This is a genomic window from Novosphingobium piscinae (genome assembly GCF_014230355.1).
In the GTDB taxonomy this organism is placed as follows: Bacteria; Pseudomonadota; Alphaproteobacteria; order Sphingomonadales; family Sphingomonadaceae; genus Novosphingobium; species Novosphingobium piscinae.
This window is the reverse complement of record NZ_JACLAX010000002.1, coordinates 83,361-107,381: the sequence shown is the minus strand read 5'-3', so window position 1 is coordinate 107,381 and position 24,021 is coordinate 83,361. Positions and strand designations below refer to the sequence as shown.

Here is a 24,021-nt window from a genome sequence, read left to right as displayed (position 1 = left end):
CTCCCAGCTTTCTGCGATCAGTGGTTGACCACGGTCATCTTCGCGATCTGGGTGCTCATGCTGGCATCGCTGTAGAACAGATAATCGCTGCCCTGCACGTCGACGAACGAACCAGCCCCGATGGCGAAGTTATCGTTGCTGTCGATATCGATCGTCAGCGCCGAGGCATTGCCGGCGCCAACCAGCGACTGGATGAAGCTGGCACTGACGGTCAGGTTGGCCGAGGTCGCTCCACTGGTGAAGTCCAGCACTTCGACGTTGGTCAGCACGCCCGTCAACTGGGATTCAACGATCGTTCCGCTGTTGGCGGCGAAGTGTACCGAGTCCGTCCCTGCGCCACCATCGACCGACCAGCCATTGCCCAGCGTCAGGGTAAAGTCGTCCGAGAACGCGGAGCCGAGCACGCGTTCGATCCCCGACAGGCTGTCGCCCGACGCATCCCCCAGCGTTCCAGAACCGCTGCCCGTTCCATCCAGCGTGAGCGCGACGGCCGAACCGGCACCCGCATAGCTGGCCGTATCGCTATCGGCCCCGCCAATCAGCGTATCGGCGCCAGAACCGCCCAGCAGCGTGTCATCACCGGCGCCGCCATTGAGCACGTTGTTGCCGGTATCGCCATGAAGCGCATCGGCAAAGCTCGAACCGGTCAGGTTTTCGATCGCGCTGTAGCTATCGCCAGCGGCGTCACCGGTGTTCAGCCCGGAATTGCCGAGGCTGGCAATCACCGCACTGCCAGCGGTCGCATAGCTCGCCGTGTCGGTGCCGATGCCGCCGATCAGCGTGTCGTTGCCGGCGCCGCCGATCAGCGTGTCGTTGCCGGTGCCGCCGTCGAGCGCGTTCGCGCCGCCATCGCCGTACAGCGTATCGCCGAAGTCCGAGCCGGTCAGGTTCTCGATTCCGCTGTAGCTGTCGCCAGCGGCATCGCCGGTGTTCAAACCGGTGTTGGCCAGGCTGGCAATCACCGCCGCTCCTGCGGTCGCATAGCTTGCCGTGTCGCTGCCCGACCCACCGGTCAGCGTATCGTTGCCGGTGCCGCCGATCAGCGTGTCGTTGCCGGTGCCGCCGTCGAGCACGTTCGCGCTGCCATCGCCATACAGTGTATCGCCGAAGTCCGAGCCGGTCAGGTTCTCGATCCCGCTGTAGCTGTCGCCCACCGCGTCGCCGGTGTTCAGCGCCGCATTGGCCAGGCTGGCAATCACCGCAGCACCTGCGGTCGCATAGCTCGCCGTGTCGGTGCCAACCCCGCCGATGAGCGTATCGGCGCCGCCGCCGCCCACCAGCGTGTCGTTGCCGGTGCCGCCATCGAGCTGGTTGTTGTTGCCGTCGCCGAACAGCGTATCGCCGCTGTTCGAGCCGATCACCGTCTCGATCCCCGAGAGCACGTCGCCCGCTGCGTCGCCGCCGCTGCCGGCAGTCCCGTTGAGGTAGACTGTCACCGCCGCGCCCGAGGCCGAATAGTCGGCCGTGTCGGTGCCGATGCCGCCGGTCAGCGTATCGTTCCCCGCGCCGCCGATCAACGTGTCGTTGCCGGTGCCGCCGTCGAGCTGGTTGGCGCTTCCGTCGCCATAGAGCGTGTCGGCGAAGTCCGAGCCGGTCAGGTTCTCGATGCTGTTGTAGCTGTCACCCACCGCATCGCCGGTGTTCAGCCCGGTGTTGGCCAGGCTCGCCGTGACCCCGGATCCCGCCGTGACATAGGATGCCGTATCGCTGCCGGCACCGCCGAACAGCCCGTCGGGACCACCGGCGCCGATCAGGGTGTCGTTGCCGTTGCCACCCTCGATGGTGTTGCCGTTGCCGTCGCCATGGAGCGTGTCGGCGAAGTCCGAGCCGGTCAGGTTCTCGATCCCGCTGTAGCTGTCGCCCACCGCGTCGCCGGTGTTCAGCGCCGCATTGGCCAGGCTGGCAATCACCGCAGCACCTGCGGTCGCATAGCTCGCCGTGTCGGTGCCAACCCCGCCGATGAGCGTATCGGCGCCGCCGCCGCCCACCAGCGTGTCATTGCCGGTGCCGCCATCGAGCTGGTTGCTGTTGCCGTCGCCGAACAGCGTATCGCCGCTGTTCGAGCCGATCACCGTCTCGATCCCCGAGAGCACGTCGCCCGCTGCGTCGCCGCCGCTGCCGGGAGTCCCGTTGAGGTAGACCGTCACCGCCGCGCCCGAGGCCGAATAGTCGGCCGTGTCGGTACCGATGCCGCCGATCAGCGTGTCGTTGCCCGCGCCGCCGACCAGCGTGTCGTTGCCGGTGCCGCCGTCGAGCTGGTTGGCGCTTCCGTCGCCATAGAGCGTGTCGGCGAAGTCCGAGCCGGTCAGGTTCTCGATGCTGTTGTAGCTGTCACCCACCGCATCGCCGGTGTTCAGCCCGGTGTTGGCCAGGCTCGCCGTGACCCCGGATCCCGCCGTGACATAGGATGCCGTATCGCTGCCGGCACCGCCGAACAGCCCGTCGGGACCACCGGCGCCGATCAGGGTGTCGTTGCCGTTGCCACCCTCGATGGTGTTGCCGTTGCCGTCGCCATAGAGCGTGTCGGCGAAGTCCGAGCCGGTCAGGTTCTCGATGCTGTTGTAGCTGTCACCCACCGCATCGCCGGTGTTCAGCCCGGTGTTGGCGAGGCTGACGGTCACGGCCGAACCCGAATTGGCGTAGCTGGCCGTATCGAACCCGGCTCCGCCGATCAGGGTATCGGCGCCGCCGCCGCCCACCAGCGTGTCATTGCCGGTGCCGCCATCGAGCTGGTTGTTGTTGCCGTCGCCGAACAGCGTATCGCCGCTGTTCGAGCCGATCACCGTCTCGATCCCCGAGAGCACGTCGCCCGCTGCGTCGCCGCCGCTGCCGGCAGTCCCGTTGAGGTAGACCGTCACCGCCGCGCCCGAGGCCGAATAGTCGGCCGTGTCGGTGCCGATGCCGCCGGTCAGCGTATCGTTCCCCGCGCCGCCGATCAACGTGTCGTTGCCGGTGCCGCCGTCGAGCTGGTTGGCGCTTCCGTCGCCATAGAGCGTGTCGGCGAAGTCCGAGCCGGTCAGGTTCTCGATGCTGTTGTAGCTGTCACCCACCGCGTCGCCGGTGTTCAGCCCGGTGTTGGCCAGGCTCGCCGTGACCCCGGATCCCGCCGTGACATAGGATGCCGTATCGCTGCCGGCACCGCCGAACAGCCCGTCGGGACCACCGGCGCCGATCAGGGTGTCGTTGCCGTTGCCACCCTCGATGGTGTTGCCGTTGCCGTCGCCATAGAGCGTGTCGGCGAAGTCCGAGCCGGTCAGGTTCTCGATGCTGTTGTAGCTGTCACCCACCGCATCGCCGGTGTTCAGCCCGGTGTTGGCGAGGCTGACGGTCACGGCCGAACCCGAATTGGCGTAGCTGGCCGTATCGAACCCGGCTCCGCCGATCAGCGTATCGGCGCCGCCGCCGCCCACCAGCGTGTCATTGCCGGTGCCGCCATCGAGCTGGTTGCTGTTGCCGTCGCCGAACAGCGTATCGCCGCTGTTCGAGCCGATCACCGTCTCGATCCCCGAGAGCACGTCGCCCGCTGCGTCGCCGCCGCTGCCGGCAGTCCCGTTGAGGTAGACCGTCACCGCCGCGCCCGAGGCCGAATAGTCGGCCGTGTCGGTACCGATGCCACCAATCAGCGTGTCGTTGCCCGCGCCGCCGACCAGCGTGTCGTTGCCGCTGCCGCCGTCAAGGACGTTCGCGGCGCCATCGCCGTACAGCATGTCGTTGTGGCCCGAACCGGTCAGGTTCTCGATGCTGCTGTAGCTGTCACCCACTGCATCGCCGGTATTGAGCGCGGTGTTGGCCAGGCTGACGGTAAGGCCCGCTGACGCAGCGACATAGGATGCCGTATCGCTGCCCGTTCCGCCGTTTAGGGTGTCCGCCCCAGCGCCACCAGACAGCGTATCGTTGCCGACCCCGCCATCGAGCTGGTTGTTGGCTCCATCGCCGAACAGGGCATCGTTGCCGTTCGAACCGATGAGGTTCTCTACACCCGAGAGCACGTCGCCCGCGGCATCGCCACCCGTGCCGGCGGTGCCATCGAGATAGACCGTCACCGCCGAGCCCGATGCGGCGTAGCTCGCCAGGTCGATGCCCGATCCGCCCACCAGAGTATCGGCTCCGGCGGCGCCGATCAGCGTGTCGTTGCCATTGCCGCCATCGAGGCGGTTGGCATTGCCATCGCCGGTCAACAGGTCGGCATCACCCGACCCGATCACGTTCTCGACCCCGGTCAGGCTGTCACCCGCCGCGTCGCCGCCAACCCCGATCGTCCCGTCGAGATAGACGGTCACCGCCGCGCCCGAGGCCGAGTAGTCGGCCGTGTCCGACCCCGATCCGCCGGTCAGACTGTCGGACCCGAGTCCACCGATCAGCGTGTCGTTGCCGTTGCCGCCATCGATCGCGTTGGCGCTGCCATCGCCATAGAGCGTATCGTTGAAGCCTGAGCCAGTCAGGTTCTCGATGCTGTTGTAGACATCGCCGGCGGCATCGTCGGTATTGAGCGCGGTGTTGGCGAGACTGGCCGTGAGCCCCGAGCCAGCATTGGCATAGCTCGCCGTATCGGCCCCGGCGCCGCCGGTCAGCGTATCGGCTCCAGCTCCGCCGAGCAGGACGTCAGCACCGTTGCCGCCATCGAGCAGATTGGCCCCGCCATCGCCATACAGCACGTCATTGAAGCCGGAACCGGTCAGGTTCTCGACACTGCTGTAGGTGTCGCCGGTCGCATCGCCGCTGTTCAGTGCGGTGTTGCCGAGGCTGGCGGTGAGGCCGCCGGTGGCCGAGGCATAAGCGGCGGTATCGGTGCCGGTCCCGCCAACCAGCGAATCCGCGCCCGATCCGCCATCGAGCGTATCGTTGCCGGCGCCGCCGTCGAGCGTATCGGCGCCCACGCCGCCATCGAGAAGGTCATTGCCGTCGTTGCCGGTCAGGAGGGTCGCCACGCCGCTGAGGTCGATCAGCTGGTCGTCGGCGTTTGAGCCGATCACCGTCTCAAAGCCAACAACGACATCATTCGCCGCATCACCGCCCGAGCTGACGATCGCACCGGTCAAGGCCGCGTTGTTCTGCACGATCACGCCGGTCGCCGATCCGGCATAGGTGAGCGTGTCGGTGCCGGTCCCGCCAACGAGGGTATCGGCACCGGCGCTACCGACGATGGTGTCGTTTCCGGCGCCGCCATCGAAGGATTCCGCCGCCGCACCGCCCGTCATCGAATCGCCCAGACCGGTGCCGATGACGCCTTCGATCAGATTGAACGTATCGCCGGTCGCATCGCCGCCGGTGATGACCAGGGAACCGCTGGCAAAGCTGGCGGTGATCGCCGTCCCCGCCGTGCTGTAGGACACCACGTCGGTTCCGGCGCCCCCATCCAGCGAATCCGCCCCGGCCCCACCAAGCAGGGTGTCGTTGCCATTGCCGCCCTGGAGCGTCTCGTTGCCGGTGTGACCGTTGATGACGTCGTCAAAGTTGGAGCCGATCACCACTTCGATCGCGGTCAGGCGATCACCCTGGGCCTCGCCGCCGACCCCGGCGGTCCCGTTCAGGTGAACCGTGACCGCCTGGGTCGAGCCGGCATAGGTCACCGTGTCGGTGCCGGTGCCACCGTCGAGCGAATCCGCCCCCACCCCGCCGTTGAGCGTATCGTTGCCGATCCCGCCCAGCAGCGTTTCGTCGCTGCCCGTGCCACGGATCGAGTCGTTGAAATCGGACCCGATGACGCCCCTGATCCCGATCAGCACGTCGCCTTCGGACGTGCCGCCCACGCCCGTACTGCCATTGAGGAAGACCGTGACCGCGGCGGCCGAATCCGAGTAGTCGGCAAAGTCGACGTCGCTGGCGCCGCCGCCACCGGTGAGGGTGTCCGCACCCAGCCCGCCGCGCAGTGTGTCATTGCCAACCGAGCCGTTCAGGGAGTTGGCTGCACCATCGCCGATCAGCAGGTCGGCCCCGCTCGAGCCGGTCACGGCCTGGATGTTCGAGTAGACATCACCCTGAGCCAATCCACCGGTGCCGGTGCCAGTCAGCAGGTTGACCGTGACCGCGGTTCCCGAAGCCGCGAAGGTGACTGTGTTGAAGCCGAGGCCGCCGTCGATCGTATCGCCCCCGACATCGCCAAGGAAGATATCGTTGCCGTTGTCGCCAAACAGGTAGTCGTTGCCGGCCCCGCCCCACAGCGTGTCGTTGAAGGTCGTGCCGAACAGCGCCTCGATGTTGGTCAGGCGGTCACCAGCGGCGGTGCCGCCTGTCCCGGCCACGCCATCGAGGCCGATCGAAATCGCGGCTGTGGCACCCCAGTAATAGTTCATGGAGTCCGTGCCGCCGGCACCGTCGATACTGTCAGCCCCCACGCTGCCGCGGAACGTCTCGTTGGCGGCAACGCCGGTGACCCGGTCGGCAAAGCCGGTCATCCAGATATCGGTGAAGTTGGCATAGGTGTCGCCTTGGGCATCGCCGCCCACACCCGTGGTCGTGCCATCCAGCACGATGGTGATGCCTGCCGCCGACGAACTGGTCCAAGGGTTGTTCCAGTCGGTGCCGAAGAACAGGGTGTTGGCGCCGGCGCCACCGTCAAGCGAGTCTGCGCCAGTCCCGCCGGCGATCACGTCGTTGCCGTCGCCGCCCAGGATGGTGTCGTTGCCTGCGCCGCCGAGCAGGATATCGTTGCTGCCCCGGCCATCGAGCAGGTTGGCCCCGCCGTCACCGACGAGCACGTCGTCGGCGTTGGTGGCGATCACGTTCTCGATGTTGACGAAGGTATCGCCCTGAGCGTTGCCGCCGGTGCCAGTGCCGCCAGCCAGGTCGACGGTGATGCCGCTGCCGCCCGCGGAATAGTCGACCGTGTCGACCCCCAGGCCGCCGTCCATCGAATCCGAGCCGGTGCCACCAAGCAACGTGTCGTTTCCGGCACCGCCGTTGATCGAATCGTTGCCGGCCGCGCCATCGATCAGGTCGTCACCATCGAGACCAAACAGTGTGTTCTGGCCACCATTGCCGGTGATCGTGTCATTGAAGTTGGAACCGGTGAGGTGGTTGATGCTGAGGAAGACGTCGCCCGCCGCGTCACCGACCGTGCCCGTGTTGGTGGTCAGGCTGGCCGCGATAGCCGCTGCCGCTGAGGCGTAGGTGACCGTGTTGATGTTGGCGCCGCCGTCGATCGTGTCGGCCCCGGCCCCGCCGTCGAGCGTGTCGTCGCCGGCATCGCCGAGCAGCGAATCGTTGCCCGCACCGCCCGAAAGCATGTCGGCACCGAAGCCGCCCGAGACAGTGTTGGCGCCGGCATCGCCGGTCAGCGTATCGTTGAAGTTCGAGCCGATCAGGTTCTCGATGCCCGTGAAGGTATCGCCGGCGGCGTCGCCCACGGTGCCCGTACCGGTTGCCAGGCTGGCTGCCACGGCCGCAAGCGCGTTGTAGTAGGAGGCTGCATCGTTGCCACCGCTGCCCACCAGCGTGTCGGCTCCGCCACCGCCCACCAGCGTGTCGTCACCCAGCCCACCCTCGATCCGGTTGCCGGTGGACGAGCCCAGGATCAGGTCGCCGAAGTCCGAGCCGATCACGTTCTCGACGCCGACGAGAAGATCGCCCGCGGCATCGCCGCCGCCGCTGCCGACAGTGTTGTCGAGCGCCAGGGTGATTGCCGCGGCACTGGTGCTGTAATCGACCGCGTCAGTGCCTGTGCCACCGACCAGGGTGTCGGCCCCGGCCCCGCCGACGAGCGTATCGTCGCCGGCTCCGCCATCGATCGAATCGCTGCCGGCACCGCCGGTGAGAAGATCGGTGCCGGCACCGCCGAACACGGTGTCATCATTGCCGGTGCCAACGAAAATGTCGTTGAAGCCGGTCAAGTTGAAGACCTCGACGTTGGTCAGCACATCGCCGGCCGCGTCGCCGGTCGAGCTGCTGGGGGTCAGGACATTCAGCGTGATACCGATGGTCGAGGACGAGTAGTCCGCCATGTCGAAGCCGGCCCCGCCGTCGACGGTGTCCGCCCCGGTGCCTGGCGCGATCGTGTCGTTGCCGCCGCCGCCGAGGATCACGTCGGCATTGGCCGAGCCATAGATCACGTCGGCCAGGTTCGAGCCGATCACGCGCTCGATGCTGACCAGGATATCGCCGTTGGCATCGCCTGCCGTACCGGCCGTGCCGTCCATGGTCACGATCACGCCGCCGGAGCCCGAATAGTCGACCGTGTCGAAGCCGACCCCGCCATCGAGCCGGTCCGCGCCGGGGCCACCGACCAGCGTGTCGTCACCGCTGCCACCGATCATCGTTTCGTTGGCACCAGTCCCGGTGATCTGGTCGTTGTAGGCCGAGCCGATCACCACCTCGATGTTGCTCAACACGTCGCCCGCCGCGTCGCCACCGCTGCTGGCCGTGCCGTCGAGCCGTACGGTGACAGCGCTGGTTGACCCGGCGTAGTCGGCCGTATCGACCCCGATCCCGCCGTCCATCGTGTCGGCCGCGCCGAACGAATAGAAGGTGTCATCGCCGCCCCAGCCGTTGAGCACGGTGGTGACGAGGTTCGACTGGCTGCCGCGCAGCGTGTCGTTGTACAGCGCCGAGCCCTCGATCTGCTCGATTCCGGAAAGCGTATCGCCCTGGGCCCAGCCGCCCGAACCGGCCGTGCCATCGTTGGCGATCGCCACCGCGGTGCCAGAGTTGCGATAGTCGACGATGTCGTAGCCAAGGCCGCCGGTCACCGCATCGGCGCCGAGCCCGGTGGTGAACTGGTCATCGCCGGCGCCGCCGTCGAGCGTATCGTTGCCGGTACCGCCCAGCAGGCTATCGTTGCCAGCGCCGGCCTGGATCGTCACGCCCGTGTTGTTGGCCGTGATGCGGTCGTCCTGGTTGGAGCCGATGACCACCTCGACGTTGTACAGCCGATCACCTGCGGCATCGCCGCCGGTGCCGAAGCTGCCATCCATGTAGATCGTCATGCCCGCGCTGGTGCTGAGCGAGTAGTCCGCGACGTCGAGCCCCTGCCCGCCATCGTAGACATCGGCCCCGCCGCTGGCGAAGAACGTATCGTTGCCGCCGCCACCCTCGAAGGTCTCGTCGCCGGCCGCGCCCTCGAAGGTGTCGCCGAAGGTCGAACCGACGATCCGCTCGACCCCCGACAGCACGTCGCCATCGGCATGACCGCCCGCGGAGACCCCGCCGGTGCGGATGGTGATCGCGGCATCGCTGGCCGAATAGTCGGCGCTGTCGAACCCGGTGCCGCCGTCGAGCGTGTCCGCTCCGGCCCCGCCCACCAGCAGATCGTCACCCACGCCGCCGCTCAGCGAATCCGCGGCGGTTCCGCCCTGCAGCGTGTCGTTGCCGTCATGGCCGTCGAAGTCGGCAACCGCCGAGCCTGCGACCAGCAGGTCGGCCCCGCTCGAACCGACGAACCGTTCGATCCCGGTGAAGGTGTCGCCCTGGGCATCGCCGCCCGCGGCCACGCCGGTCGCCAGGTTGAGCACGATCCCGATCGCCGAGTCCGAGTAGGTCGCCGTATCGGTCCCGTTGCCGCCCTCCAGCACGTCGGCGCCGGCGCCGCCACGCAGCACGTCGTTGCCTTCGCCGCCCTGGAGCGTGTCGCTGCCGGCCGCGCCGACCAGACTGTCGTTGCCGAGCCCGCCAGACAGGAGATCGTCAGTGAAGGCGCCGGTCAGCGTGTCGTTGAAGGTCGATCCGACCAGGCTGGTGATGCCGCTGAGGCGATCCCCCGCGGCGATATCGCCCTGCCCGGCCGATCCATCGAGCGCGATGCTGACCGCGGCGCCGGCGCCGGCATAGGTCACCGTGTCGCGCCCACCGCCGCCGATGACGCTGTCGGCCCCGCCGCCGGCGATGATCAGATCATCGCCAAGGCCGCCGTTGAGGGTCGCGGCGCTGGCGCCGCCCTCGAGCGTGTCGTTGTAGTCCGAGCCGATCAGCTGCTCGATGTCGATCAGCGTGTCGCCCAGGGCGTCGCCCAAGGTGCCGGTATTGGTGGTCAGGCTGGCCGCGACCGGCCCGGTCGCATTAGCGTAGGAGGCCGCGTCGATGCCGGCGCCGCCCTCGAGGACGTCTGCCCCGCCCCCGCCGATCAGCGTGTCATTGCCGGTGCCGCCCGAGAGCGTCTCGTCACCCACGGCGCCGACGAGGATATCGGCAAAGCTTGAACCGAGCACGCGCTCGACATTGGCCACCACATCGCCCGAGGCTTCGCCGCCAGCCCCTTCGGTCACGCCGTCGAGATAGACGGTCACAGCCGCGCTGCTGCCCGAATAGTCGACCGTGTCGATCCCCAGGCCGCCGTCGATGCTGTCGGCGCCAGTGCCGCCGACGATTGTGTCGGCTCCGGCTCCGCCCAACAGGGTATCGGTTCCGGCCACGCCGAGCAGCCGGTCGTCGCCGCCGCCGCCCTCGAGCAGGTCAGCCCCGCTCGAGCCGGTCAGGGTGTCGTTGTGGCCCGAGCCGATCACCCGCTCAAGGCCGGTCAGGCTGTCGCCCTCGGCATCGCCGCCGGTGCCGGTTCCGTTCGTCAGGTTGACCGCGACCGCAGCGCCGCTGGCCGCATAGTCCGCCGTGTCGAAGCCGGTTCCGCCCACCAGGGTGTCGGCTCCGGCCCCGCCGGTCAGGGTATCGTCGCCGTCCTGGCCGGAGAGAGCATCGTTGCCGGTCGTGCCGACGAGCAGGTCGTTGAAGGCCGAGCCGCGGAGATCCTCGATCCCGCCCAACACGTCGCCCAGAGCGTCGCCGCCAAGCCCGGCGCGACCGTCGAGATAGACCGTGACGCCCGCGCCGCTGGCCGAGTAGTCGGCGGTATCGCTGCCCGTGCCGCCGTCGAGGGTATCCGCCCCGCCGCCGCCGACCAGCGTATCATTGCCGGCGCCGCCGGTGAGCACGTCGGTGCCACCAAGTCCCGAAAGCTGGTCGTTGCCGGCGGCGCCCTCGATGGTGTCGGCTCCGCTGCTGCCCGAGACCGTATCGTCGAAGCCCGAACCGACCACCCGCTCGATGCCCAGCAGCGTATCGCCCGCGGCTTCGCCGGCCGTGCCGGCCAGACCGTCCATGCGCACGGCCACGGCCGCCCCGGCGGCCGAATAGTCCGCGGTATCGCTGCCGGTCCCGCCATCGATCACATCGGCGCCAGCGCCGCCCACCAGGGTGTCGTTGCCGGTACCGCCGTCGAGCGTGTCGTTGCCCGCCCCGCCCGAAAGCAGATCGTTGCCGGTGCCACCGCCGAGCGATTCGGCGGCCGCCGCGCCATAGAGCGAATCGTTGAAGTTGGTGCCGATCAGGATTTCCACGCCGGCGAGGACATCGCCGGCGGCATCGCCGCCAAGCCCGGCCGTGCCGTCAAGCCAGACCTGAACCCCGCTGGTGCTGCCGGCATAGTCGACCGTGTCGCTGCCGGCGCCGCCCATCAGCGTGTCGGCACCGTCGCTCGAGGTGAAGATATCGTCGCCAGCCCCACCTTCGACGCTGTCCGCGCCGGCGGCTCCGCGGATCGTGTCCGCCTGGCTCGAACCGATGACCCGTTCGATGCCGAACAGCACGTCACCCTCGGCGTCTCCGCCCCGGCTGACCGTGCCGTCCATGTTGACCTCGACCCCGGCCAGCGAGGTGCCATAATCAGCCGTGTCGAAGCCGGTACCGCCATCCAGCGTATCCGCGCCGGTGCCGCCCAGCAGCGTATCGGTGCCGGCCTCGCCGTAGAGCGCATCATCGCCGCCCGAACCGACCAGCGAATCGTTGCCATCGCCCGCGCGCAGCTCTTCCGAGGCGTTCGAACCGAACATGCGATCGTCGAAGGCCGAGCCGACCAGCCGCTCGATGCTGACGAGGACGTCGCCCGCCGCATCGCTGCGGCTGCCGGCAGTCCCGTCGAGGAATACGGTCACACCGCCCGCGGCGGCCGAATAGTCGGCCGTGTCCGTCCCGGCCCCACCCTCGAGCAAGTCGGCTCCGGCTCCGCCGGTCAAGGTATCGTTGCCCGCACCGCCGGTCAGGCTGTCGTTGCCCGCAGCGCCGGTGATCGCATCGTCCCCGGCCCCGCCCAGGATCACGTCATCGCCGGTGCTGCCACCCAGCGTGTCGGCATGGCCCGAGCCGATCAGGCGCTCGACCCCGGTCAGGGAGTCACCCGCGGCCTCGGCACCCACGCCGGCGGTGCCGTCGAGCGCGATGCTGACCGAACTGGTCGCCCCCGAATAATCGGCGGTATCGCTGCCCGCTCCGCCGTCGATCAGGTCGGCGCCTGCACCGGCAAAGATGGTATCGTCGCCGGCCCCACCGAACAGCGAATCCGCTGCCGTACCGGCGCGGATCACGTCGTTGAAGGCCGAACCGATGACCCGCTCAATGCTGGTCAGCAGATCGCCATCGGCATCGCCGCCCGAACTGGCCAGCCCATTGAGATTGATCTGCACCCCGACCACCGAGCCGGAGTAATCGGCGGTATCCAGGCCAAGCCCGCCGTCCAGCGCATCCGCGCCGGCGCCGCCGATCAGGGTATCGTCGCCGGTCCCGCCCAGCAGGCTATCCTGGCCGAGCCCGCCGAGCAGCGAATCCGCGCCGGCGCCGCCATCGAGCACATCGTCAGCCGTACTGCCGCTCAGCGTATCGCCGGAACCGGACCCGATCAGCCGCTCCACGCCACTGATGCGATCGCCATCGGCATCGCCGCCCTGGCCGACCGAGCCATCGAGCCCGGCGCGCACGCCGGCGAGGCTGGCGGAATAGTCCACCGTGTCGAAGCCGGTGCCGCCGACCAGCGAATCCGCCCCAGTGCTGCCGCGCAACTGATCATCGCCGGCGCCGCCGCTCAGCACCTCGGCGCCGCTGCCGCCGCGCAGGGTATCGTCGAAGCTCGAGCCGGTGAGCTGTTCGATTTCGCTCAGCGTGTCGCCCTGGGCATCCCCGCCCGTGTTGGCACCGCCGTCCAGTCCGACAGCGACCGCCCCGGCACTGGCCGAATAGTCAGCCGTGTCGACACCCGTGCCGCCCTGCAGCACGTCGGCCCCGAGCGCACCGATCAGGGTATCGTCACCGCTGCCGCCGATCAGGGTGTCAGTCCCGCCGCCACCGAGCAGCGTATCGTTGCCAGCCCCGCCGTCGAACCGTTCGTCCGCGCCAGAGCCCACGATCATGTCGCCCTGGTCCGAACCGAGCACCCGCTCGATGCTGGTCAGGGTATCGCCCGCGGCCTGGCCACCGAGCGAGATCGAGCCATCGGTATAGACCGTGACGCCGGCCGTGGAGCCGGAATAGTCGGCCGTGTCGAAGCCTGCACCACCGTCGAGCAGATCGGCACCGGCCGAGCCGGCCAGCGTATCGTCACCGCTGCCGCCCGCGAGCGTTTCGGCGCCCGCGGCGCCGACCAGCACGTCGGCGAAACCGCTGCCGAACACCCGCTCGACGTTGCCGAGCACGTCGCCCTGGGCCTCGTCGCCAAGCCCGGCACGGCCATCGAGATAGACCGTGACCCCGGCCCCGGCCCCCGAATAGGACACGCTGTCGAAGCCGCTGCCGCCGTCGATCGTGTCGGCGCCGGCCCCGCCGATGATCGAATCGTCCCCACCGCCGCCGTTCAACGTGTCCGCGCCGGCCGCGCCCTGCAGGGTGTCATCGCCGGCACCGCCGTCGAGGCGGTCGGCTCCAGCGCTGCCCTGGAGAACGTCGTCGCTGGCCGAGCCGATCACCCGCTGGATGTTGCTCAGGCTGTCGCCCTGCGCGTCGCCGCCAAGGCCCTGGCCCGCAGCCAGATCGATCGTGACCGCCGCGCCGGAGGCCGAATAGTCCGCCGTGTTCGTGCCGGCGCCACCGTCGAGCACATCGGCGCCGGCACCGCCTTGCAGGGTGTCGTCACCGAGGCCGCCCAGCAGCGTGTCCGATCCGGCCGCACCGGTGAGCACGTCGTTGCCGCTGCCGCCTTCCAGCCGCTCGGCGCCCGAGCTACCGACAAGGGTATCGTCGAAGGTCGAGCCGATCACCCGTTCGATCCCGAGCAGGACATCGCCCTGGGCGTCGCCGCCCGAGGCCGCCGATCCGTCGAGGATCACCTGGACTGCGGCGGCGCTGGCGGTGTAATCCACCGCATCGCTGCCGCTCGCCCCGTCGAGCAGGTCCGCCCCGGCTCCGCCGATCAGGGTGTCGTCACCCGATCCGCCCAGCAGGGTATCGCTGCCCGCACCGCCGCCAAGCGCATCGTTGCCGAGCCCGCCCTCGAGCCGCTCATCCGCCGCGCTGCCGCTGAGCGTATCGTCATGGTCGCTACCGGTAATCGATTCGACGCTGGTCAGGCGGTCGCCCGCGGCATCGCCGCCGGTCCCCAGACCCGTGGCAAGGTCAACCGCGATGCCGGCTGCTGAGGCGGAATAGTCCGCCCGATCGAAGCCGGCGCCGCCATCCAGGCTGTCCGCCCCGGCTCCGCCGACCAGAAGGTCATCGCCAGCTCCGCCCAGCAGGCTGTCCGCACCCGCGCCGCCGCTGAGGCTGTCCGCGCCGGCACCGCCATCGAGCCGGTCGTCGTTGGCGCTGCCACCCAGACTGTCGGCCTGGGCAGAACCGATGATCGCCTCGATGCCGACCAGCCGGTCGCCACTCGCATCGCCGCTTGATCCGGCGGTGCCGTCAAGACTGATCGTCACGCCGGCGCTGGAGGCGGAGTAGTCTGCCGTGTCGGTACCGGTGCCACCGACCAGCGAGTCCGCGCCGAAGCCGCCGACCAGGGTATCGTCCCCTGCACCACCTTCGAGCACGTCGTCGGTGCCGGCGCCGGTCAGCCGGTCGGCCATGGCCGAACCGATCGCGCGCTGAACATTGACCAGCACGTCACCGGCCGCATCACCGCCCAGACCGGCGGTGCCATCCAGATAGACGGTGACCGCTCCGGCGCTGGCCGAGTAGTCTACGGTGTTGCTGCCCGAGCCACCGTCAAGACGGTCCGCACCGGCGCTGCCCAGCAGAGTATCATCGCCATCGCCGCCGCTCAGCGTGTCGTTGCCGGTGCTGCCGCCCAGCACGTCGGCGAAGGCCGAACCGACCAGCCGCTCGGCTCCGGCGATCACATCGCCCTGGGCCTGCCCGCCGATCCCGGCGACGCCATCGAGCGCGATGCGGACCGCCGAGCCCGAGGCAGAGTAATCGACCGTATCAAGGCCGGTGCCGCCATCGACCGTATCGGCCCCGTCACTGCCGAGGATGGTGTCGTCCCCGCTGTCGCCCTGCAGCACGTCGCTGCCATCGGCGCCATCGAGGCGATCATCGCCCGCGCCGCCCACCAGCGTGTCGTTGCTGCTGCTACCGGTAAGCAGGTCGTTGAAGCCCGAGCCGATCAACCGCTCGGCGTTGAGGATCTGGTCGCCGGCGGCATCGCCGCCGATGCCGAGCCGGCCATCGAGATAGGCGGTGACCCCGCCGCCCGAGGTCGAATAGTCGATCGTGTCGGTGCCCGAGCCGCCGTCGAGCAGGTCCGCCCCGGCGCTGCCGAGCAGACTGTCGTCGCCCGCACCGCCGGAAATCGTCTCCGCAGCTGCGCCGCCGCCAAGCGTGTCGGCGAAGGTCGAACCGGTCAGGATCTCGATGTTGGCCAAACGATCGCCGAGGGCATCGCCAAAGGTCCCGGCATTGCCGCTGAGATCGACCGCCACCCCGCCGCTGGCCGTGGCGTAGGAAGCGGCATCGAAGCCGGTACCGCCATCGATCGAATCGGCCCCGGCTCCGCCGACGAGCGTGTCGTCCCCCGAACCGCCGGTCAGGGTATCGGCGCCGGCCCCGCCCAGGATGCTATCATCGCCGCCCGAGCCGTCGAGCAGGTCGCTACTGGCCGCACCGGTCAGCGTGTCGTCCAGAGCCGAGCCGATCACGCCCTCAACCGCGACCAGGATATCGCCCTGGGCATCGCCACCGGTATTGGGGGTGCCATCGAGGTTGACCGCCACCGCAGCCAGCGAACCGGCGTAGGACACGGTATCGAACCCGGCCCCGCCATCGACCTGATCGCCCCCGGCCCCGCCGATGATCAGATCATCGCCCGCACCGCCGAGCAGCGCATCGGCCCCTGCTCCGCCAAACAGACTGTCGCTGCCGGCACCGCCATCAAGCGTGTCGTTGCCGCTCGAACCCGTCAGCACGTCGTTGAAGCCCGAGCCGGTCAACCGCTCGATCGAGGTGAGCAGGTCGCCCTGGGCATCACCGCCCGCGCCGGTTGATCCGTCAAGGCCGACCACCACGGCGGCGCCGCTGGTGCTGTAGTCCGCAGTATCGAGCCCGGTGCCGCCGTCCAGCTGGTCGGCATCCGCACCGCCGAGCAGGGTGTCGTTGCCGCTGCCGCCTTCCAGCGTGTCGGTGCCCGCCGCGCCGCCGAGGCTGTCGTCGCCGACGCCCCCGCGCAGCAGATCGGCAGCCGTGCCGCCGAACAGCGTGTCATCGAAGTTCGAACCCTGGACGATCTCGATCGCGGCGAACACATCCCCCGCGGCCTCGCCGGCAAAGCCGCCGGTCGCCAGGTTGACCCCCACCGCCGCGGTCGCACCGGAGTAGTCGGCCTGATCCTCACCGGCGCCACCATCGAGCGTGTCCGCTCCGGTGCCGCCAATCAGCGTATCGTCGCCGGCGCCGCCCGACAGCGCTTCCGCCGCCGCCCAGCCAACCAGCGTATCGTTGTAGGATGAGCCGATGACCGCCTCGACACTGCTCAGCATATCGCCCTCGGCCGTGCCCCCGGACGAGGTGCCGCCGTCCAGGCGGGCCTGCACCGCGGTGTTCGAGGCCGAGTAGTCGACCGTATCGAAGCCCGCACCGCCATCGAGCAGGTCGGCACCCGCGCTGCCCACCAGCGTATCGTTGCCGGCGCCACCGCTCATCGTGTCGATCGCCGCTCCGCCGAGCAGCGAGTCGTTGCCGGCCCCGCCGTCGAGCACGGCATCGCCGGCGCCGCCGACGAGGGTATCGTCAAAGGCCGAACCGGCCAGCCGCTCGATGCTGATGAGCACGTCGCCCGCGGCATCACCGGCGGTGCCGCGACCGGTCGCGAGGCTGGCCGCCACGGCCGCCCCGGCATCGGAATAGTCGGCCGTATCGAAGCCGCTGCCGCCGTCGAGCGTGTCAGCCCCGGCACGTCCGCCGAGCACGTCATCTCCGCCGCCGCCGGTCAGGAGGTCGCCGTTGGCCGTGCCGAGCAGGGTATCGTTGTAGTTCGAGCCGATCAGCTGCTCGACATTGAGCAGACGATCGCCCTCGGCTGCGCCACCGGTGCTGACCGAGCCGTCGACCGACACCCGCACCCCGGCAGACGAGGTCGAATAGTCCACCGTGTCAAAGCCGGCGCCACCGTCGAGCAGATCCGGACCGGCCCCGCCCTCGAGCGTATCGTCGCCGCTGCCGCCCAGCAGGCTATCGCTACCGGCACCGCCGAACAGACTGTCGTTGCCGGCACCGCCGTCGAGCAGGTCATCACTGCCTCCGCCGGTCAGGCGATCGTCGTAGGCCGAGCCGATCACCCCTTCGACCGCGATCAGCTGGTCGCCCGCCGCATCGCCACCAAGGCCGAGCGAGCCGTCAAGGCCGACAGTCACACCATTGGCGCTGGCCCCGTAGTCGACCACGTCGAACCCTGCGCCGCCATCGAGCATGTCGGCCCCCGCGCTGCCGCGCAGGCGGTCATCGCCGATCCCGCCCCGCAGGGTCTCGCTGCCCACGCCGCCGCCGAGCGTGTCGGCATCGCCCGACCCGATCAGGATCTCGATGCCGCTCAGCACGTCGCCGAGCGCATCCCCGCCGGTCCCGGCCGTGCCGTCGAGCGCGACGGCCACGCCGGCCGCGGCCGAACTGTAATCGGCCGTGTCGATGCCGCTGCCGCCGGTCAGCGTATCGGCCCCGGCTCCACCGCCCAGAATGTCGTCGCCGCTGCCGCCGACCAGCAGGTCGTTACCGCTGCCACCGGCCAGGGTGTCGTCGCCCGCCCCGCCGCTCAGCCGCGTGGCGCTGGCCCCAGCGGTGATGCGGTCATCGAAGCTCGAGCCGATCACCTGCTCGAGCCCGAACAGCGTATCGCCTTCGGCGTCGCCGCCGCGCCCGACCGAACCGTCGAGCGCGACGGTGATCCCGCCGACCGAGGCCGAATAGTCGACCGTGTCGAAGCCGCTGCCGCCGTCGATCACGTCGGCCCCGGCCCCGCCCACCAGCGAATCGTCACCAGCCTCGCCGAACAGGCGATCGGCCCCGGCCCCGCCGCGCAGCGTATCGTCGCCCGAACCGCCGCGCAGGCTGGCAGCCGCGCTGCCGGCCGTGAGCACGTCGCCCAGCGTCGACCCGGTCAGGTTCTCGATCGCGATCAGGACGTCACCCTGGGCATCGCCGCCGGTGCCGGTCGAGCCATCGAGGCTGACCGAGACCGCCGAGGCCGAGGTCGTGTAGTCGACGGTGTCGATGCCCTCGCCGCCATCAAGGATGTCAGCGCCGGCCCCGCCGTCGAGCGTATCGTCGCCCGCCCCGCCGCGCAGTTCGTCGCCGCCGCCGCGCCCGACCAGCAGGTCCTGGCCAGCGCCGCCGAGCAGGGTGTCGTTGGCCGCCGTACCCGCGAGGGTATCGTTGCCGGTCGAACCGATCAGCAGCTCGATGGCGGTCAGGCGATCGCCATCGGCATCGCCGCCCGAGGCCGTACCGGCCGCGAGGTCGACATTGACCGCCGCGCCCGAGGCCGAATAATCGGCCGTGTCGATCCCGGCGCCGCCGTCGAGCGTGTCGGCCCCGGCACCGCCGATCAGGGTATCATTGCCGCCCGCGCCCTCGAGCCATTCGTCCGACGTGGCGCCGATCAGGCGATCGTCGAAGCCGGTGCCGATGACGTGCTCGATGCCGATCAGGGCATCGCCCGTGGCATCGCCGCCAAGCCCGGCCGAGCCGTTGAGATAGGCGGTGACCCCGGCGCCCGAGGCCGAGTAGTCGACTCTATCGAAGCCTGTACCGCCGTCGAGCGTGTCGGCACCCGAGCCCCCGAGCAGGAGGTCGTCGCCGTTGCCGCCCGCCAGCATGTCGTTGCCCGCCGCGCCGACCAGCGTATCGTCGCCGGCCGCGCCCTCGAGCGTATCGGCCGCCATGCTGCCGACCAGACTGTCGGCAAAGCCCGAACCGAGCAGGCGCTCGATGCCGGACAGAACATCACCCTCGGCATCACCGCCGCTTCCGAGGCTGCCGTCGAGCGCGACCGAGACCGCTCCCTGCGAGCCCGCGTAGTCGGCCGTGTCGACGCCGGAGCTGCCGACCAGCGTATCGGCACCCGCCCCGCCCACCAGGATGTCGTCGCCTTCACCACCGGTCAGGCTGTCCGCGCCGCTACCGCCATCGAGCGAATCATCGCCGGTTCCGCCGGCCAGGGTATCGTCGCCGCCGGCACCCGCCAGCAGGTCGCTGCCGGCCCCGCCCTCGAGCACCTCGCCGGCGCCCACGCCCTGGATCGTGTCGTCGTAAAGCGAGCCGATCACGCGTTCGACCGCGCTCACCCGGTCGCCTTCGGCGTCACCGCCCTGGCCTGCCGTGCCGTCCAGGCTGAGGCGGATGCCCGCGCCGGAGAGCGCGTAGGTGACCGTGTCGGTCCCGGCCCCGCCATCGAGCGTATCGGCGCCGGCCCCGCCCTGAAGCGTGTCGCCGCCCGCCCCGCCGAGCAGGGCGTCGGCAGCGCTGCTGCCGGTGAGTACGTCGTCGAACGCTGAACCGACGACCCTCTCGATGCCGTCGATCTGGTCGCCCTCGGCAAAGCCGCCCGAGCCGCTGCCGGCCTGCAGGTTGACATTCACCGCCGCGGTCGAGCCGGCATAGTCGGCCGTATCGAAGCCCATGCCGCCTTCGAGCGTATCGGCGCTTAGCGAACCGAAAAGGGTGTCGTCCCCGCCCGCGCCACGCAGAATGTCTCCGTTGGCCGAACCATAGATCGAATCAGCGAATTTAGAACCGGCCAGCCCTTCAACATTGAGGAACACGTCACCCTGGGCATCGCCGCCCTGGTTGGTGCGGCCGTCGAGACCGGCGATAATGCCAGCGTTGCTGGCGGAGTAGTCGGCGATATCCAGGCCGCTGCCGCCGTCGAGCACGTCGGCGCCGCCGAGCCCCTGGAGGGTGTCGTCGCCGGCGCCGCCGGTCAGGGTATCATCGCTGGTGCCGCCGGTCAGGCGGTCGGCAAAGCCGGAGCCGACCAGCCGCTCGATCCCGATCAGCGAATCGCCCTGGGCTTCGCCGCCCTGTCCGGGCGCGCCATTGAGCCCGACGATCACGCCGGAGGACGAAGCGGCATAGTCGGCCGTGTCGATCCCGTCGCCGCCGTCCAGCACGTCGGCACCGGCGCCGCCGGTCAGGATGTCGTCGCCGGCGCCGCCGGTCAGGGTGTTGTTGTTGGCATCGCCGGTCAGGGTGTCGGCATAGGCCGAACCGAACAGGCCCTCGATGCCGATCAGGAGGTCGCCTTCGGCATCGCCACCCTGGGCCATGCCGGATTCGAGCGAGACCCGGACCGCCGCCGCGCTGGCCGCATAGTCGGCTACGTCGTTGCCGCCGCCCCCGTCGAGCGTGTCGGCCCCGGCGGCGCCGGCCAGCGTATCGTTGCCGAACCCGCCCGCCAGCAGGTTGTCCCCAGCGTCGCCGCCCAACCGGTCGGCGAAATCCGAGCCGCGCAGGTTCTCGATGCCGGTGTAGCTGTCGTCCTGTGCCGTCCCGCCGCGGCCGGTGTTGGCCGCAAGATCGACCTGCACGCCGCCGGCAGCGTCGCCATAGTCAGCCGTATCACGGCCGTCGCCACCAACCAGACTATCGGCCCCCGCGCCGCCGCGCAGCGTATCGTCGCCGGCAGCGCCCTGCAGCACGTTGGCCGCGGAATCGCCGATCAGCAGGTCCGCGTAAGCGCCGCCAATCACCTGCTCGATGCCGCGCAGCACGTCGCCCTCGGCAACATCGCCGGTCGAGCCGTTGCCGTCGAGGCGCACGGTCACTGCCCCCTGCGCCGCCGAATAGTCGGCCGTATCGAAGCCGGCTCCGCCGGCCAGGGTATCGGCGCCATAGGCACCGACCAGGGTGTCATCGCCCTCGCCGCCGCTCAGGAGGTTGGCATTGTCATCGCCGGCCAGGCGATCGTTGAAGGCGCTGCCCGTGAGGTTCTCGACGCCGAGGATCACATCGCCCTCGGCATCGCCGTCACGGCCGGTGGTTCCGTCGAGCCCAACCGACACCCCGGCAGTGCTGCCGGCATAGGAGGCCGTGTCGGTCCCCAGCCCACCCAGCAAGGTGTCGGCACCGACGCCACCGACCAGCGAATCGTTGCCCGATCCGCCGTCAAGCATGTCGGCGCTGGTGCTGCCGATCATCGTATCGTCGAAGGCCGAGCCAATCACATGCTCGACCGTGGTGATGACGTCGCCCTGGGCGTCGCCGCCGAAGCTGGGACCGCCGTCAAGACGCACACTGATCGCCTGGAAGCTGGCGCTGTAGTCGATCGTGTCGAAGCCGGCCCCACCGTCCAGTGTGTCGGCCCCGCCACCGCCAAGCAGCAGGTCGTCGCCGGCCCCGCCACCCAGCGCGTCGTTGCCGGCCGCACCGATCAGAGTGTCGTCATAGGCCGAGCCCTCTAGCCCCTCGATGCCGATGTAGCTGTCGCCCAGCGCATCACCGGTCTGGATCCTGCCATCGACCGAAACAGTCACCCCGGCGCTGGCCGAGGCATAGGAGGCGATGTCGACGCCATCCCCGCCGTCGAGCACATCTGCCCCGGCGCCGCCTTCCAGCGTATCGTCCCCGAGCCCGCCATTGAGCGTGTCGTCGCCCGCCGCACCGACCAGGCGGTCCGCGAATCTCGAGCCGGTCAGTTGCTCGATGTTGGCATAGACATCGCCCTCGGCATCGCCGCCGCGACTGACCCGGCCGTCGAGATAGACCTCGACCGCGCTGCCCGAATAGGTGAAGTCGATCGCGTCGATCCCGGCACCGCCATCGATGCTGTCGGCCCCTGCGCCGCCCTCGAAGGTATCATCTCCAACCGAGCCGACCAGCGTGTCGGCGAAGGCCGATCCGATCACCATCTCGACGCCGCGCAGCACGTCGCCCTCGGCATCGCCGCCCGCGCCGGGAGTGCCATCCAGCGCGACCCGGATCGCGGCAGCGCTCGCCGAGTAATCGGCCGTGTCGGTACCGGCACCACCATCGAGCGTATCGGCCCCGGCGCTGCCGGTCATCGTATCGTCGCCCGCGCCGGCCTCGAGCCACTCACCCGCCGCGCCGCCGTGCAACACGTCGTTGCGGTCGGTCGCGATCACATGCTCGACGGCGGTCAGCACGTCGCCCGTGGCTTCACCCCCCGTGGACGGGGTGCCATCGAGGAACACCTCGATCCCGGCCTCGCCCTCGGGGGCATCGGCGAGCGCCTGGGAATAGTCGACCGTGTCGGAGCCGGCCCCGCCATCAATCGTATCCGCGCCCTTGCCGCCGACGAAGGTGTTGTCCCCGGCATCGCCGGTGAGCCGGTCGGCGAAGTCCGAACCGATCAGGCCCTCGACGTTCTGGTAGGTGTCGCCCTGGGCAAAGCCCTTGGCGCCCTTGCCGGTGGCGAGGTTCGCCTCGACGCCCTCGCCCGAGCGGCTGTAGTCGAGCACATCGGTGCCGGTGCCGCCGTCGACCTGGTCGGCGCCCGCGCCGGCAAAGATCTGGTCGTTGCCGTCGCCGGCATCGATCTTGGTGCCCGGCGGGTTCGAGAACAGGACGTAGATCGGCTCGCCGCTGACCGGATCGGTCACGGTCATCCCGGCCGCGTCGGTGACCTCCTTGATGCCGAAATGCGCCGCCACCGAGACGGCGAAGGTGCTGGTCGTGCCGTCGGCCGACAGGCCCAGCATGACCGGGAGGAAGAACTCGTCCTGGAAACCGCTGCTGTTCGTGGGCGTGCCGGTGGCCGGCACCGTGTAGGTCAGCAGGATCTCGAAGCTGAAGAACGACTGGCTCTCGGGCAGGGTGACCGTCTGGCCGGTGGTCGCATCGACCTTGGTGGTGAGCTTCTGGATGTTGCCCTGGTCGGCCGCCACCAGCCAGCCCTTGTCGGTCAGGGTGCCATTGGCAATGGTATAGCCCGCCGGCAGCGACGGGATCAGGAACTCCTTGAGCGTCAGGTTCTTGGCCGGGACCATGGCCTCGACCTTGAGCACGCGCATGGTCGAGCCGAGCGGCGCATGGTCCGCGCGGTCGGCATAGATCACATCGTTGCCCGAGGTGCCGGTGACCGTCTCCTGCGCCGACTGCGCGGTATAGCCCGCGTCCTTGGACGAGTTCGGTCCGCCGGTGTCACCCTTGATCACGGTCTGCCCGGCTTCCGCGGTGCGGACCTGGCTTTCCGAGTTGAACAGCGAATAGGTCAGCTTGGGGACGAGCCGACCGATCCCCGCCGGTCCGATCGCATCGTCGGGCGACGGTTCGGCGGCCCGGGCCGAGATGATGCCCGGCGGTGGCGCGCTCGAGGCCTGGGTGTCGCTGATCTTTTCAGTCAGACGGCTGGTGCTCTCGGCCGCCTTGACCTGCTGCTGCTCCTTGGCCTGCTGCTGGGCCTGCTGCTGGCCGGAATCGGCCGGCTGCACGCCCGCCCCGTCCTTGGGATCGGCCACGGTCTTGTCGTCGCCGGCGCTGCTGAGGTGCAGGTTGATCGAAGCGTCGGAGGCGCTGATCTCGCCAACCATGCCGACGGTCTGGTCGGCACTGAACTCCTTGTCGTCGAACACCAGGATCGGCTTGCGCCCGGAGAACGCCGCCAGGGCCATGCCCGGGATGATGATCCTGGTGCCGTCGTTGAAGATCAGGACAACGTCGACGTCGACGATCTCGACCTTGAAGGGCGCGAAGCGCATGCCGAGCTTGGCCTTGTCGTCGCTGTCGAGCTGGACGACCTTGGCCGCACCGTAGTCCTGGTTCTGCTGGCTGACGGCAACCTGATGCGCGGCGTCCTGCGCAGGCTGCGCATGCTTGCCGCCCATCACCTTCTTGCCAAGGCCCGGCTTGCCGCGAGACAGTTTCACCATGCTGAGCGATTACCCCAAGTGC

1 protein-coding gene is annotated in these 24,021 nt (G+C 69.5%); it reads right to left on the bottom strand.

The features are described from left to right. Positions 1-17: 17 nt before the first annotated feature. Positions 18-23,999: a hypothetical protein gene (locus H7F53_RS02365; RefSeq protein WP_185677884.1), complete on the bottom strand. Its 23,982-nt coding sequence runs from the start codon at positions 23,997-23,999 to the stop codon at positions 18-20. Between the last annotated feature and the right edge of the window lie 22 nt (positions 24,000-24,021).